This is a genomic window from Serpentinicella alkaliphila, from assembly GCF_018141405.1.
GTDB lineage: Bacteria > Bacillota > Clostridia > Peptostreptococcales > Natronincolaceae > Serpentinicella > Serpentinicella alkaliphila.
The window spans coordinates 2,152,588-2,165,282 of the sequence record NZ_CP058648.1; the positions used below are offsets into that span (position 1 = coordinate 2,152,588).

Annotated in this window: 21 protein-coding genes; 19 read left to right on the plus strand and 2 right to left on the minus strand. The window is 30.7% G+C overall.

Features of this window, described 5'->3' with window-relative positions:
• The first annotated feature begins 132 nt into the window (after positions 1 to 132).
• The 18 genes from HZR23_RS10965 to HZR23_RS11050 all read left to right on the plus strand — a co-directional run bounded on the left by HZR23_RS10965 (position 133) and on the right by HZR23_RS11050 (position 10,880).
• A complete protein-coding gene (locus HZR23_RS10965) occupies positions 133 to 624 on the plus strand; it encodes a hypothetical protein (protein ID WP_132849651.1) in 492 nt (163 codons plus the stop codon).
• A 35-nt stretch (positions 625 to 659) separates the two neighbouring features.
• Complete coding sequence (locus HZR23_RS10970; protein WP_132849652.1) at positions 660 to 1,292, plus strand: hypothetical protein; 633 nt, start codon at positions 660 to 662, stop codon at positions 1,290 to 1,292.
• Positions 1,293 to 1,354: 62 nt separating this feature from the next.
• Positions 1,355 to 1,885, plus strand: a complete 531-nt coding sequence (locus tag HZR23_RS10975) for a CDP-alcohol phosphatidyltransferase family protein (protein ID WP_132849653.1) — start codon at positions 1,355 to 1,357, stop codon at positions 1,883 to 1,885.
• An 86-nt stretch (positions 1,886 to 1,971) separates the two neighbouring features.
• The gene (locus HZR23_RS10980; RefSeq protein ID WP_165913781.1) at positions 1,972 to 2,715 is read left to right on the plus strand and encodes a CPBP family glutamic-type intramembrane protease; all 744 of its coding nucleotides are present in this window, start codon (positions 1,972 to 1,974) and stop codon (positions 2,713 to 2,715) included.
• Between the two features lie 13 nt (positions 2,716 to 2,728).
• Complete coding sequence (locus tag HZR23_RS10985) at positions 2,729 to 3,346, plus strand: lactate utilization protein (protein ID WP_132849655.1); 618 nt, start codon at positions 2,729 to 2,731, stop codon at positions 3,344 to 3,346.
• 115 nt (positions 3,347 to 3,461) lie between these two features.
• On the plus strand, positions 3,462 to 3,878 hold the full coding sequence (locus tag HZR23_RS10990) for an FMN-binding protein (protein WP_132849656.1): 417 nt from the start codon (positions 3,462 to 3,464) through the stop codon (positions 3,876 to 3,878).
• A 132-nt stretch (positions 3,879 to 4,010) separates the two neighbouring features.
• The gene (locus HZR23_RS10995; RefSeq protein ID WP_132849657.1) at positions 4,011 to 4,388 is read left to right on the plus strand and encodes a hypothetical protein; all 378 of its coding nucleotides are present in this window, start codon (positions 4,011 to 4,013) and stop codon (positions 4,386 to 4,388) included.
• 108 nt (positions 4,389 to 4,496) lie between these two features.
• On the plus strand, positions 4,497 to 5,297 hold the full coding sequence (locus tag HZR23_RS11000; protein WP_213050244.1) for a hypothetical protein: 801 nt from the start codon (positions 4,497 to 4,499) through the stop codon (positions 5,295 to 5,297).
• Between the two features lie 235 nt (positions 5,298 to 5,532).
• Positions 5,533 to 6,027 (plus strand): transposase, encoded by a 495-nt coding sequence (locus HZR23_RS11005; RefSeq protein ID WP_249536676.1) that lies wholly within the window; start codon positions 5,533 to 5,535, stop codon positions 6,025 to 6,027.
• Between the two features lie 13 nt (positions 6,028 to 6,040).
• On the plus strand, positions 6,041 to 6,595 hold the full coding sequence (locus HZR23_RS11010; RefSeq protein WP_132848786.1) for a pentapeptide repeat-containing protein: 555 nt from the start codon (positions 6,041 to 6,043) through the stop codon (positions 6,593 to 6,595).
• 132 nt (positions 6,596 to 6,727) lie between these two features.
• The gene (locus HZR23_RS11015; RefSeq protein WP_243098236.1) at positions 6,728 to 7,108 is read left to right on the plus strand and encodes an HD domain-containing protein; all 381 of its coding nucleotides are present in this window, start codon (positions 6,728 to 6,730) and stop codon (positions 7,106 to 7,108) included.
• Positions 7,109 to 7,121: 13 nt separating this feature from the next.
• Positions 7,122 to 7,604, plus strand: coding sequence for an MGMT family protein (locus HZR23_RS11020; protein WP_132848787.1), 483 nt, complete (start codon positions 7,122 to 7,124; stop codon positions 7,602 to 7,604).
• A 33-nt stretch (positions 7,605 to 7,637) separates the two neighbouring features.
• Complete coding sequence (locus HZR23_RS11025) at positions 7,638 to 8,213, plus strand: DUF998 domain-containing protein (RefSeq protein ID WP_132848788.1); 576 nt, start codon at positions 7,638 to 7,640, stop codon at positions 8,211 to 8,213.
• Positions 8,214 to 8,245: 32 nt separating this feature from the next.
• Positions 8,246 to 8,770, plus strand: coding sequence for a hypothetical protein (locus HZR23_RS11030; protein WP_132848789.1), 525 nt, complete (start codon positions 8,246 to 8,248; stop codon positions 8,768 to 8,770).
• Between the two features lie 100 nt (positions 8,771 to 8,870).
• Positions 8,871 to 9,122, plus strand: a complete 252-nt coding sequence (locus tag HZR23_RS11035) for a hypothetical protein (RefSeq protein ID WP_132848790.1) — start codon at positions 8,871 to 8,873, stop codon at positions 9,120 to 9,122.
• Between the two features lie 113 nt (positions 9,123 to 9,235).
• Positions 9,236 to 9,472 (plus strand): hypothetical protein, encoded by a 237-nt coding sequence (locus HZR23_RS11040; protein ID WP_132848791.1) that lies wholly within the window; start codon positions 9,236 to 9,238, stop codon positions 9,470 to 9,472.
• Positions 9,473 to 9,680: 208 nt separating this feature from the next.
• Positions 9,681 to 10,139 carry a GNAT family N-acetyltransferase gene (locus tag HZR23_RS11045; protein ID WP_132848792.1) on the plus strand — a complete coding sequence of 153 codons (459 nt, stop codon included), beginning with the start codon at positions 9,681 to 9,683 and terminating at the stop codon, positions 10,137 to 10,139.
• 72 nt (positions 10,140 to 10,211) lie between these two features.
• Positions 10,212 to 10,880 carry a CPBP family intramembrane glutamic endopeptidase gene (locus HZR23_RS11050; protein WP_132848793.1) on the plus strand — a complete coding sequence of 223 codons (669 nt, stop codon included), beginning with the start codon at positions 10,212 to 10,214 and terminating at the stop codon, positions 10,878 to 10,880.
• Positions 10,881 to 10,933: 53 nt separating this feature from the next.
• Here the strand turns inward: HZR23_RS11050 and HZR23_RS11055 are convergent, their stop codons facing one another.
• A complete protein-coding gene (locus HZR23_RS11055) occupies positions 10,934 to 11,140 on the minus strand; it encodes a hypothetical protein (protein ID WP_132848794.1) in 207 nt (68 codons plus the stop codon).
• Positions 11,141 to 11,326: 186 nt separating this feature from the next.
• Here HZR23_RS11055 and HZR23_RS11060 point away from each other — a divergent pair, with 186 nt between their 5' ends.
• Complete coding sequence (locus HZR23_RS11060) at positions 11,327 to 11,743, plus strand: NUDIX hydrolase (RefSeq protein WP_132848795.1); 417 nt, start codon at positions 11,327 to 11,329, stop codon at positions 11,741 to 11,743.
• A 432-nt stretch (positions 11,744 to 12,175) separates the two neighbouring features.
• Here the strand turns inward: HZR23_RS11060 and HZR23_RS17815 are convergent, their stop codons facing one another.
• Positions 12,176 to 12,622 (minus strand): transposase, encoded by a 447-nt coding sequence (locus HZR23_RS17815; protein WP_330571456.1) that lies wholly within the window; start codon positions 12,620 to 12,622, stop codon positions 12,176 to 12,178.
• Positions 12,623 to 12,695 lie beyond the last annotated feature (73 nt).

A 12,695-nucleotide genomic window follows, 5' to 3' on the forward strand; every position in this document is an offset into this window, starting at 1 on the left:
AATGTCGTATCCCTATTTAGCTTTATCTACAAATTACATTTATTGCTATTGTACTATAGATTTTATTAAACGACTATTTTTCATAAATGTTTTCAGATAGTTTACAAAAGATTTAGATAAGGACGTGTATTTATGAGTATATATCAATTTTTTTCGAGTGATAAACCTTTAGATGATGTACATAATCCATATATAAAACTAATGTCAATAAATGATATGATTGAGAATAATATGGAAATTAATGATTTACTATTAAGAACAACAAAAAATAAAGATGAGAAAATAGTTCTTCATTGTGATTCAGAGGAACATTTATATGAAATAGAAATTAAAAAAGAGAACAATATTTCAATGAGTTACATTTCAAAGTATACGGACAAACAATATATATCATCTTTAGAGTGGCGTTACACAGATAAGAGAGCCGAAGAACTGGTACAATATATTAAAAGTCAATTAAGATATGTTGATGAAATAGAGCTATGGAGTATATGGATGGATAAAAAGATAGAAGAAATAACTTATCTAGAATTAAATATAAAGGACTTGAATGTTTTTATTGTTAAAGAGGCAATCGGTTCGGGGCTTTATGAAAAGCCCATATGTTTAAGGATAACTATCTAGGAATAGTTTAAAAAAGTATACGAGGGGATTTATTTATGAAAAATAGGAATTATACGCGGCTAGTGCTATCAATTCTAATAATAATTTCTTTAGTTTTTACTGTTGGCTGTAATAAGATAGTAGATAATGATGTTGTTGCATACATTTCACAAAATTCAGGATCAAAGCATGAAAGTACATTTAAAGAACTAGGTCTAGGGATATTGTTTGATTTTAATTTAAAGATACCAAGAGCCGAGGAAAGATGGGTTGAGTTATGGGTGGAAGGCTATAATAGAGGAAATATTGTAGAACCTCCACTAACAAAGCTTTCCTATGGTTTAAAACCAGAGAAAATAGCGGAAGGGCAAATGGGCTTTGGAATTATAAATAGTAATAGCGATAAACCATTATTGTTTTTATACTCAGAAGGAATTAGAATAGCACCTCATAGTGTTGATAGTGATATTTTTGTGAAATCTAGTGTGTCTAGTTGGGACTATGCAATCAGCAGTGGAACATTCAGTCTAGAATCCGAGCAAGAAAAGGTATTAGCAGTATATCGGCAAAATGAAGGACAAATGAGAATGGGCTACAACTATGAAGACGCAGATGCTATTGATGAGATGATAAGAGATAATGATACTGTACTTCTGCTAAAGATAAGAGTTGATGACAAAATGAAATAAAATAGTAGGTAAAAATAAGTAAAATTTTCAAACAAAATCATCCATAATAGGTGGGTTTTTAAATGAAGTTAATACCGAATTGTATATCCTTTTTAAGAATTATTTTGTCTGTGCTTTTATTATTCTTTAGGCCACTCAGCCTTTTATTTCACACGATTTATATTATTTGTGGATTAACTGATATTATGGATGGCTATATAGCGAGAAAGATGGGGGCAACAAGTAGATTCGGTGCTAGACTTGATTCAATAGCTGATTTAGTTATGGTTGGAGTGGTTTTGATAAAATACTACCCAATTGTAAAACTTACAGATCAAATTTTGATATGGATTATAGCTATTAGTATTCTAAGGTTAGGATCGATAAGCGTAGCTTATATAAAATTTAAAACATTTGCAATTTTACACACATATGGTAATAAGCTTACTGGTATTGTTTTATTTGTTTCCGTAATTCTATATCCCTCTATTAATAATACAACGGTGATAGCCTATGTGATTTGTATTGTAGCAAGCTTATCATCAATTGAGGAATTAATTATTCAAGTTTCCTCGAACAAATTACAATTAAATAAACGAAGTATATTCTTGTAAAGAGGACAGAGTTAAATTAAATTAAAATAAAATCTCCTAATCTAATATTATTTATTATAAGTATTTAAGAAAGAGAGGGAATGATTATGAATACATTGATAACTTTAATTAATTATTTTTTAAGGCTTTTACCAGGTTTAGGATTGATATTTTTAGTCTTTATAATGGTTAAACCAAAAGGATATTTAAGAATAGTAATATATATTTTTACATTCATTCTTATGCGGGATGCCATGACTCCTTTAGGATTATGGACACTTGGCAAGGTAAATGGGGTTGTATGGTTAAGGATGAGTTCTGATCCACTATTTTTAGTTATTTTAGCAATTAATAGTCTCTGTATTGTATTTGCTCTAAATAAATTTGATGAGGAAAACCGTAAGTACTTAATTTGGTTTCGCAAAAGAAAACTTACAGGAATTATATTTGGGATTGTTGGATGTATTATTGTAATATTACCATTTTTAGTTTTGTATAGAGTTATAGATATTTATGAAAGAGGTGGTATTGTTAATTCAGCCGTTATACTGCCATTATTGATGTTCTCCTTATTCGGGAACCTTTTAGAAGAAACTTTATTTCGTGGTTATGTACTTGGAATTTTTAAAAAAAATCAAAGGCTTATGGTGGCAAGTATTAATACAGGTGTAATATTTGCTTTTTGCCATATTTTTTTAGCAATAACTGTAACTGATATCGGATTTCCAATATTACTATTTACACTTTGGGAAGGTGTAATTGCTGGGTTAATTGGGGGTAAATATGGAATAATACCTGCAGCTATAACCCATGGTGGTGCTATATTTATTTTGAGTTCAGGTCTTATATGAAAGGAGAAGTTTTATGGAAAAAGATACTGTAGAACATTTAATTAAAAGCTTGTCAGAGAGAAATATACAGGGGTATTATTTTGAAAGCTTTAATGAGGCCAAATTAGAAATTATGAAAATGATTTCTAAACACGAAAGTGTAGGAATTGGTAACTCTGTTACATTAAAGAGAATGGAACTAAGTAATGATCTAATTAGCAGAGGAAATAATGTTTATGATAAAACACTAGCTAAAAATAAAGAAGAGATTAAAGAAATTAAAAGAAAAGCGCTACTAACGGATTGGTACATCACAGGCACAAACGCCATTTCATTAGAGGGTCACATTGTAAATATGGACCATAGTGGTAACAGGGTTGCAGCCATGTTATATGGTCCTAATAATGTAGTTGTTGTTATTGGTTCTAATAAAATAACTAAAACTTTAGATGAGGCGGTATATAGAGTTAGAAACATTGCATCCCCTAAAAATGCAAAAAGGGCAGGTATGAATCCTCCATGTGTTGATTTGCAAAAATGTATTGACTGTAAGTCACCAGATAGAGTGTGTAATAATTTGGTTGTTATTGAAGGACAAAATGAAAGTAGACGAATGAAAGTATTTATAGTAAATGAAGAAGAGGGGTTCTAACATATGTTTTTAGATCGAGAAATATTTAAATGTTTTTAAGCTATTAATTTCTTTTATGGATCAACAAGAAAATCTAAAAATATTTATATGGAAAATAAATAATGGGGTTGATATTATGAAAAAGAAACAACTTTTAGGTTTCATTTTAATTACAGTAATTGTTAGTGGGATTTATTTTACTGGAGATTATTATTCGGATTTACGAACTTATCGAAAACAAGTAAATGAAATTAACATTGATAGTATAAATATGATGGATATTAAAGATGGTACTTACACAGGTAGTTATGAAATAATGTGGATTTCTGCCATCGTTGAAGTAACAGTTTATAATAATGAAATTGTAGGAATAGAATTAATAGAGCATAAAAATGATAGGGGCACACCAGCTGAAATAATAACTACTAGAGTAATAGAAACCCAGTCATTAGAGGTAGATGTTATAACCGGAGCAACTTCAAGTAGTAAAGTGATATTAAAGGCTATAGAAAATGCACTGAAAAGTGGTTTAAAGTCAACTAGATTTTGCTAAGAGAAAATCTAAAAAAAAAACTGTTACTGATTTTAAGGATATATAGTTTTGTGAACTATGTGTAGTAAGTTTTATATACAAAAAGAAAATATATAAAAACTAATAAATTAATTCTAAGAGGTAATCTAAACAATGAAAAATGTACAAATAAAATATAAAAGTGGCTTTGTTTTCAATGATGGTCTAAGTCTGAGTAACATAAGAAAAAACCTTCAGGCTGACTGCCAAAAATGTTTTGGACTGTGTTGTGTTGCGCTATATTTCTCTTCTTCAGAAGGTTTTCCTACAGATAAAGCTGCAGGATATCCATGTCCTAATTTAAGTAAAAACTATAGTTGCAATGTACACGAAAATCTTATAGAGAGAGGTTTTAAAGGTTGCGTAGCTTATGATTGCTTTGGGGCAGGGCAAAAGGTTGCACAATCTATTTTTCATGGAAATGATTGGTATAAATTTCCTCAAAATAAAAATGACATGAGTTATGCAGTTCGTGTAAATAAATGTAAATAAGACTGATGTATCGTATATTATAATATACTAAAAAATATTTTTGTTTTATATGTCTTGAAATAGCAAAAAAGACTTGACTTTTTAAACCCGCCCCAATAATCAAAGTGAATGGTATTAATAGCCATTACTCTTGATGAATGGGTGATAAATATGACTCTTGGGAAACCGAAATATAGAAATTTACAACAAGGAAATGGGGGCGGAACGCCAGTTTTAAAAGCAATTTGGGATAAATTTGATTTTTCACTTCTGCTTACGCAATCGGGTATTGTAAAACGTAATGGTGTACCCACTTGGCTTATTGCTTTTGCTTATGTGGTAGGACTTATTGCTAATAAAAATTCTGTCTCACGTATTTCTGATTATGCTACTAAGGATAGCTTATTACAACCGATGTTTCGGAATCTTAAAATGGCTCAATATACCTTTAGCCGCTTTTTTACAACTGATTATAATTGGGGTTTATTTAGTTTTAAAAGAGTACAAAGACTACAACAAGAAGAAGAAACTGCATTTACTGAAGGAGATGTTATTGTACTTGATGATACAAAGGTGGCTCATGCCCATGGAAAGAAAATCCCTTTCCTTTGTTGGTTATATGATAGCTCCATTAAAATAAATATCTGGTGTATGAATATAGTTGCTACAACTGTTGTATTAAAGAACGGACTTAAATATCCATTGTTTTGGCGTATTTGGCGTAAGGTAGAAAATAGCGATGAAAAACAGACAAAAATAGATCTTTCAAAAGAAATGCTAATGGATATTCGCCGGATTTACACAGGGGTACTATGGGTTGCCATGGACCGCCGGTTTTTATGCAAAGACTTTTTAATTGGCTCACAGATCATCAATATGATTGGGTTACTAAGGCAAAACGTAATAAAGACTTTATCGAAAAGAAATTGAGAATATTACAGGCCGAGAACGCTTTATCCCTGTAAAGCCTTCAATGCTTATTAAAGAAGTTTTTTCAAACTTCTTATTAGTGGCTAAAGAGTAAAGTAAGTGCTATATCCATACCTAATATTTATATCAAGTTACCCTACCGTTTAGTTGGAAAGCAGGGTAAAGTAGTAACTAAGTATCGTTATACGCCTATTGCAAAGCAGTTGTAGCTACAAGACTCAAAGAAGATACTGAAATGATGAAGGATGAATTTGAGAAAAACAAAGAGGTTGCGGCTACATATCGTGGGGCTTACCTTTTGATTAGTAATAGGGTCGATAATCCTGAAGAAGCTTTAGATGCATATATTAAGCGTTGGAGCATTGAGGTTTTTTTTAGAACTGCAAAACAAGAACTGGGGTTGAATTCTTGCCACTCAACGTCGGAAAGTCATCATTACGCCCATATTGAGCTCATTTTTACAGCAGAAACTTTACTTGTCTATGCAAGATGGGAACTCAATAATAAAGGCGCTGAAGAAGGCTTCACCCACGGCGAAATGGTCCGAAACTTTTTCAACGCCACATACCGTATCGTTATAAAAGCACAGCAATGCTTTCAAACTATACAAGTACATTTTGACACAGAAGTTAGGCAATTTGCAAGACTTATTGATAAATTTTGGCCGAAGAATTTATTGTTAGGTTGGTTTACTGTGCAAAATTCCCAGTATATGGAGTCAACTGCATAACTCATGAAATGAAATGTTTGAGGTATTTTTAAAAATAAGACAGTTACAGGAACTTTTATGGTATCTAACAGAGGTCCTAATGCATAAGTCCACAAGCCAAATACATATTATAGCTTGTTCACTAATTAGGGAGGCAGAGGATGTAACCTATTTAGATCCTCATTTACTAATTGAATTTGATATTGTAGGATTACGTAGCAAAGTAAACGATATATTAGTAAAGGCCAGTGAACTAATAAGAGCTGAGGTTATTGATAAAATTAAGATTCAAACAAAACATAAAAAGACTATGGGAAAAAAAATAGATTTTATAGGGGCGAAACTTAGAAACAGTAATTTTAATGGTGCAAATTTAAGGGGGGCTTTTCTAATTGCAGCGGATCTTAGAAATACTGATTTTTCATATGCTGATTTAATTGGAGCAGATTTTAGGGATGCAGATGTAAGAGGAGCAAATTTGAGTAAAAGTATATTTCTAACTCAGGCACAAGTTAATTGCTCAAAAGGAGATAAAAGTACAAAAATCCCTGAATTACTTATTAGACCAAAGCATTGGAATATTGGTTAAGGAGTAGATTTAAATGTTTAGGGAAAAAGTGATTAATGAGATGAAAAAAATATTTATAGATATTCCCTAGGGTGTTGAACATACATTTAATGTTTTAAATAATGTGGGAAAAAATAATGGAAGGTCTAGTAGTTGACGAAACTGATAGAGAGTTTTATTAGTATAGAAGCAATATTACATGATATCGGTGCAGTAGAAGTTTTAAAAAAGTATGGTTCCTTGGATGCACAATATCAGGAGAAAGAAGGAGAAATACTAGCAAAAAAGATTTTATCTGATTTAGGTTATAGTCCTGAACGAACAGTTAGAGCATGTTATATTGTAGGTAACCACCATACTTCCTCAAAAATTGATGGTCTAGACTTTCAAATAGTATGGGAAGCGGATTACTTGGAGAATTTAAAAAGCTTTAAAATAAACGAGAAAATTATAAAAAAAATTTCAAAACTAAAAATGGAAAAAAACTTGTATATAAGTATTTTAATATATAGTAAAAAAGTACATTTATATTAAAGGAGATTTGTTTATGCCCAAAAAAACCTATATGGAAAAACTCTATAACTCAGGGGATTTACCAAAAATCGAGTTTATTGATTTTGATAATAAGATGGCAAAACGATTTGGCTACGGCAATATGCTTATAGCACCACCTATAGAGTATGATGAAGTAATGAGAAAGATACCAGAAGGAAAATTAACAACTGTGGATGAAGTAAGGATGCATCTTTCAAAAAAACATAATGCTGACTTTACTTGTAGACTTACGGCTGGAATATTTATAAATATTGTAGGGAATGCAAGCCAAGAACGAGAAAACTCAGGTAGTAAGGACATAACTCCCTATTGGCGCACGTTAAAAAAAGATGGTGAATTAAATGAAAAGTACCCGGGTGGAATAGATCAACAAAAAATGTTGTTAGAATTAGAAGGTCATGAAGTAATAAAAAAAGGTAAGCGATATTTTGTAAAGGATTATATGAATTCTTTATTTCAATTAAATAGCATTTAATTTAAGTACGTACTTCGGAAAGAAGGTATTTATATGCGGATTAAATCATATATATTTCCCGGTTATGTTATTCTGTTGCTCGTTATGTTTATACTACCATTTTATGGTGCAGAAGGATATGAAATAGCAAAGAATACAACAAGTCAGCTAGGAGCGCAAAATACTCCTAATTCATGGATTATGAATGTAACTTTTTGCATATTAGGAATAGGGACAATAGTAGAAGCACATATTCATTTAAAAAGATATTGGGTGCATAAAATTTTATTAACCTTATTTGGTCTGGGATTAATTTCTACAGGCATTTTCCAGCATGCACCTATTATAGACGGGATACCATATAGTCTTACTGAAGATAAACTACATTCCCTCGCCGCATCAGTAGTTGGCTTTTCATTTACAATGTTTGCATTTTCCACTGCTTTTATAGAGAAGAATAATAAAAGGCGGATACTAGCCATAATTAAGGGATTAATCTCAATTTTTTTATCAATTCTTATGTTTCAAGTAACAGACTATACTGGAATATGGCAACGAATTATGTTTATTACTGCCTTTGCTTGGTTAATATACCTATTTTATAGAAACAATTTAAGAAAAGCATACTAAAATCCATATTATGTACTTAAGGGAGTGAGATATTGATTATTGAAGCTGAAATAATACATCAACCATATTCAGGAACATTTGAAGAAAAAATCTATGATGTTCAGAGTCCATGGAAATCAAAGGATTGGACTTGGGTTAAATTTACTAACGAAGACTATACTCAATGGTGTGGGACGTTTAGAGGCTCTTCGAAAAATATTGCTCTCTCAAAAAAACATAGTTCTATATTAATTCTCACATCAGATTGCTTATTCAAACTTGATATAAAAAATGGAAATATATTAGAGTACGAAGAACAACCACTATACACTAATCTTACGGTAACACCTCTTGGGGATTATATTGTATCAGATAATTATGATGTCCAATTAATTCAATCTAGCTTGCTTAATGAAATGTTAATTAAAAGTCCACTAAAAATGGATAATATAGTCTTTAAGGGCTGGTTAGATGATAAACTACACATTTCTTGTAATGAATTTCAAAATTGGAGTGAGCATGTTGAACTTCAACTTAATTGCATTACTCTATCGATCACTAGAATAGATAGATTGTAGGTAGTTTAATATACTTGTTAATTAAAGCTATATTTTAAATTTACTGTAGTTTCAAAGAAATTGGTAGAGAAATAATAACTAAAGGGAGAAAATGACATTTATGTATGAAGTAGAAACGAGATTCTTTTTTGACAGTAAAGAGGAAGTATTTCACTTAATTCCAATATTAAAATCCTGCTTAAATGTTAAGGTAGAATGGGAAACAATTAATTTTGGACCCAAGTTATTTGAGAGGGATATCATACTTAGAGTTTCTAAAGCCATAGTAAATGGGAATGAAATTATTACCCTAGCTATAAAGAGGCTGATACTGGTAATGTCATCAATGTACGTAAAGAATATAACGAAATAATTGCAAGTGGAATTAGGAATAGTAAAATACTTAGTATTTTAGGCGGACGACCTAACTTAGAAAATGTAGATGAAGTTATAGGTGAAATAATCAGTTTAGGACATACAAAGTTTATGTCATACAATGGTAATAATATAATCGGTAAATATAGTAATATGGACTTTAAATTAATGCATTGTGATTATCTTAAATACAGACTTTTATTAGAGGTTGAAGTCGAAGCAGAAGAAATTGGTGAAATACAGTATAAAGAACAAGATTTAATTAGGTTTATAAATGAATATTCCTTGGAAAACAGAATGATACAAAAAGAACCGCCTACTTTATTGTATGAAAACATTATAGGCTAAAAAAATTTAGAATTACTAATTTCATAATAGATTATCTCTTACAACTTTAGGATTGACAGATATGTCAATCTTTTTTCGCTATAAACTTACAAAAAATTGTAAAATAATTAACAAAAATATACAATAGTGTTATATAATCTAATAGTTGAATATATATGTTGTAATAGATAGTATTATTTTACAAGGAAGGATTATAAGGGGAAAAGGAATGGGTATAAGAAGAGCTAAAGAAACGGATTATGATAAACTAGTAGAGGTTTGGTATCAAGCATCTATTAAAGCACACTATTTTGTAAAGCTTGACTTTTGGACATCTATGAAAGAGGAAATGAAGATAAAATATTTACCTATGTCTACTACATATGTAATCGAAGAAAAAAACACTATTATAGGATTTGTATCTATGGTCGATAATTACTTAGCGGCTTTATTTATAGATATAAAATATCAGAGAAAAGGGTATGGTAAGGAACTTTTAAATTTCATAAAAACACAACATAATGATTTACATCTTAAGGTATATCAACAAAATATTAATACGGTTTTATTCTATTTGAAAAATGGATTTGTTATACTGAGACAATTAATTGACGAGGATACGGACGAGAAGGAATATTTAATGATATGGAGAAATATATATAGGGATATTAATAAGACAAGGGAATAATTTCAAAATATTTAATGTTAAGACATCCTTGGGGGGAAAATAAAAATAGAATAATAAATTGGGGGAAAGTGAATGGAAATTAAAAGAACGTATACAGGTCATTTATTAGGAGTAACCTTATCTGTAGCTTTTATTAATTTTGCATTATCTTCGTTTTTTATAGAAAAACTAAAACAACCAATTTATCAAAATATTTTATCAGATGGAATTATAATTTTATTAGCAGGGTTTTTGGGTATGCATCTAGCATTAAAGCATAACCTCCCTTTATGGTGGAGAAGAATTAAAGATATTTCTCTATTTAAGCAATTTATATCTATAACATCACTTGGCTTAATTATGATAATTTCAAATTCAATAATTTACTATTACCATCTAAGTGTTAATGAAAATTCTATAGCTTCAATACCATGGCTACAGTTTTCAAACATGAAAGAAATAATATTATTATCCTTGAGGGCTGGAATTACAGAAGAGATTGTTTTTAGGTTATTTATATTTACATTCGCAGTTTCTACTGTAAGAAAGATTATACATAGGGATGATTTTTCTATTGTTATAGGTATAATTATTTCTGCTTTATCCTTTGTACTTTTACATGGAGGATTTAATATAGTAATCTTTATCTATGGGATAATACTTGCCTATATTTATTTAAAGAATGGATTAGTACCTGCAATTATAGTTCATTTTTTATCAGATGCTATTCCATGGGCAATATTATTTTACTTAAATAAATAATTTTAAAACTAATGCTGTAGATATCATATCATACAGCATTAATTAATTTTAACTTAGTTTTGCCAAGTACCATCCTCGGTGCAAACTGTTACTGATCCGTCTCTATTTTTTATTTTTGAACCAACTGCATGTTTTTTATGAGCGTAAATACACGCAGGATTTTTTGTTTCGTTTCCAACGGGCCCATTCGAAAGAGATTCTATATGAGCAGGCGGAGAAATTTCATTAACTGAGATATTATTGTTATTTTTTCTCTTCATAAACTTCCACTACCTTTCGTATAATATGATTAAAAATATACAAGCCTATTATAGATATGTGTAGAGAATAACTAAAAGACTCAATGTAATAATAACCAGTTATCTATATATAAAATGAATTAAGATTTTCTTATTTAGAGAGAAAGTGTATAAGGAACTAAAAATGAAAATAGTGGAGGATTTAAAATGCAAGGATATAACTTAATAATGGTATATAACAAAGATGCAAATAAGCTATTAATGTGTAAAAGAAAGAAAGATCCATATTTAGGACTTAATAATCTTGTAGGAGGGAAAATTGAACTTAATGAAGAGGGATATTGTGCAGCCTATAGGGAGCTTTTTGAAGAAACAGGTATTGATAGAGAAGATATCGAGTTAAAACATCTTATGGATTTTACATATTACTTTCAAAAATGCTACGTGGAGGTTTACGTAGGTAGATTAAAATATGATGTTGCATTAGTTGAAGAGGAAGAGGAGTTATATTGGTCGGATTTAGAACATAATTTCTTTGATTCGTCTATCTATGCTGGCGAAGGCAATATAGGACATATGATTGAACAGGTAAATATGTATAGACAATTAATACTAGGGAATTAAGAATGTGCGGATATTGGAACTTTTTAATTTAAAATAAGTCTAATATTCTAAGTTGAATATTAATTGGATATCAGTTAGGGGGAAAGTCTGAAAAAAGCACCTAGCATTACCTACAAAGCACTTGGGCATAGCAAACAAGCCATCTGCAGATGACTTTAAAAAAGATATTGATCAAGAAATCAAGACGCCTCTTTAATACGATAACCTTGAGTTTTAGCCAATAGAATAGCTTGCTCTACCGTGATCTCACGGGTTACTGGAATAACATCTGATTTTCTATACAACTCAGAATTATATGGCTCTCTATTTTTGAGGATATTGTAAATAGCAGTAAGAAGCATTCTTGCAATAGCAATAATTGCCTTTTAATGACCACGACGACTTTTAAGCCTTAAGTACGGTTTCGGATTTCAGTATGTTTTTCGCTTTTAACTACAGCGTAGCACACTGTACCAGAAGTGGCTTGATGTAACAGCCAGCTCTTGAAATCCTTACTGACTTTTTCTTTCCTGCACTTTCGTTATTCGTAGGCGTAAGCCCTGCCCAGGAACATAGATGCTTAGCTGTCGGGAACACGTCCATGTTGGCACCTATTTCGGAGACAACTGTTATAGCGGAAAAGATGTTCTTAAAGGACGGAACAGTTAAGATCAGATTAATTTCTTCAGAGTAGGGCACGGAAAGAGAAAGGATAATTTTTTCAAGATCTGCTTTGCGTAATTTAAGATCTTCGTAGTGTTGCTTAATTACCTTAAGTTTTTCAGCTTGTTCAGGCGAGATAAAACCGTCGATGGCAAGCTCCAGTTCGGGGAGTTTAGCTTTCATAGAACCGTGAATGAGTGGTTCTATGTCAAAACTGTTATCCAATGGATTTGCCAAAAGTCTGTTAATGATGTTCATGGAACTTGTGCCAAAAGTATTGGAAACTGTAAATTATAATTTAAAAATGTAC

Bases quoted from the DNA above. Each gene is read 5' to 3' on its own strand.
- HZR23_RS10990 (WP_132849656.1), top strand. From the start codon at position 3,462: ATGAAAAAGAAACAACTTTTAGGTTTCATTTTAATTACAGTAATTGTT.
- HZR23_RS11035 (WP_132848790.1), top strand. From the start codon at position 8,871: ATGTATGAAGTAGAAACGAGATTCTTTTTTGACAGTAAAGAGGAAGTA.
- HZR23_RS11005 (WP_249536676.1), top strand. From the start codon at position 5,533: ATGATGAAGGATGAATTTGAGAAAAACAAAGAGGTTGCGGCTACATAT.
- HZR23_RS11010 (WP_132848786.1), top strand. From the start codon at position 6,041: ATGTTTGAGGTATTTTTAAAAATAAGACAGTTACAGGAACTTTTATGG.
- HZR23_RS10970 (WP_132849652.1), top strand. From the start codon at position 660: ATGAAAAATAGGAATTATACGCGGCTAGTGCTATCAATTCTAATAATA.
- HZR23_RS10965 (WP_132849651.1), top strand. From the start codon at position 133: ATGAGTATATATCAATTTTTTTCGAGTGATAAACCTTTAGATGATGTA.
- HZR23_RS11045 (WP_132848792.1), top strand. From the start codon at position 9,681: ATGGGTATAAGAAGAGCTAAAGAAACGGATTATGATAAACTAGTAGAG.
- HZR23_RS11025 (WP_132848788.1), top strand. From the start codon at position 7,638: ATGCGGATTAAATCATATATATTTCCCGGTTATGTTATTCTGTTGCTC.
- HZR23_RS10980 (WP_165913781.1), top strand. From the start codon at position 1,972: ATGAATACATTGATAACTTTAATTAATTATTTTTTAAGGCTTTTACCA.
- HZR23_RS11050 (WP_132848793.1), top strand. From the start codon at position 10,212: ATGGAAATTAAAAGAACGTATACAGGTCATTTATTAGGAGTAACCTTA.
- HZR23_RS11055 (WP_132848794.1), bottom strand. From the start codon at position 11,140: ATGAAGAGAAAAAATAACAATAATATCTCAGTTAATGAAATTTCTCCG.
- HZR23_RS10975 (WP_132849653.1), top strand. From the start codon at position 1,355: ATGAAGTTAATACCGAATTGTATATCCTTTTTAAGAATTATTTTGTCT.
- HZR23_RS11040 (WP_132848791.1), top strand. From the start codon at position 9,236: ATGTCATACAATGGTAATAATATAATCGGTAAATATAGTAATATGGAC.
- HZR23_RS11060 (WP_132848795.1), top strand. From the start codon at position 11,327: ATGCAAGGATATAACTTAATAATGGTATATAACAAAGATGCAAATAAG.
- HZR23_RS11020 (WP_132848787.1), top strand. From the start codon at position 7,122: ATGCCCAAAAAAACCTATATGGAAAAACTCTATAACTCAGGGGATTTA.
- HZR23_RS10995 (WP_132849657.1), top strand. From the start codon at position 4,011: ATGAAAAATGTACAAATAAAATATAAAAGTGGCTTTGTTTTCAATGAT.
- HZR23_RS10985 (WP_132849655.1), top strand. From the start codon at position 2,729: ATGGAAAAAGATACTGTAGAACATTTAATTAAAAGCTTGTCAGAGAGA.
- HZR23_RS11000 (WP_213050244.1), top strand. From the start codon at position 4,497: ATGGTATTAATAGCCATTACTCTTGATGAATGGGTGATAAATATGACT.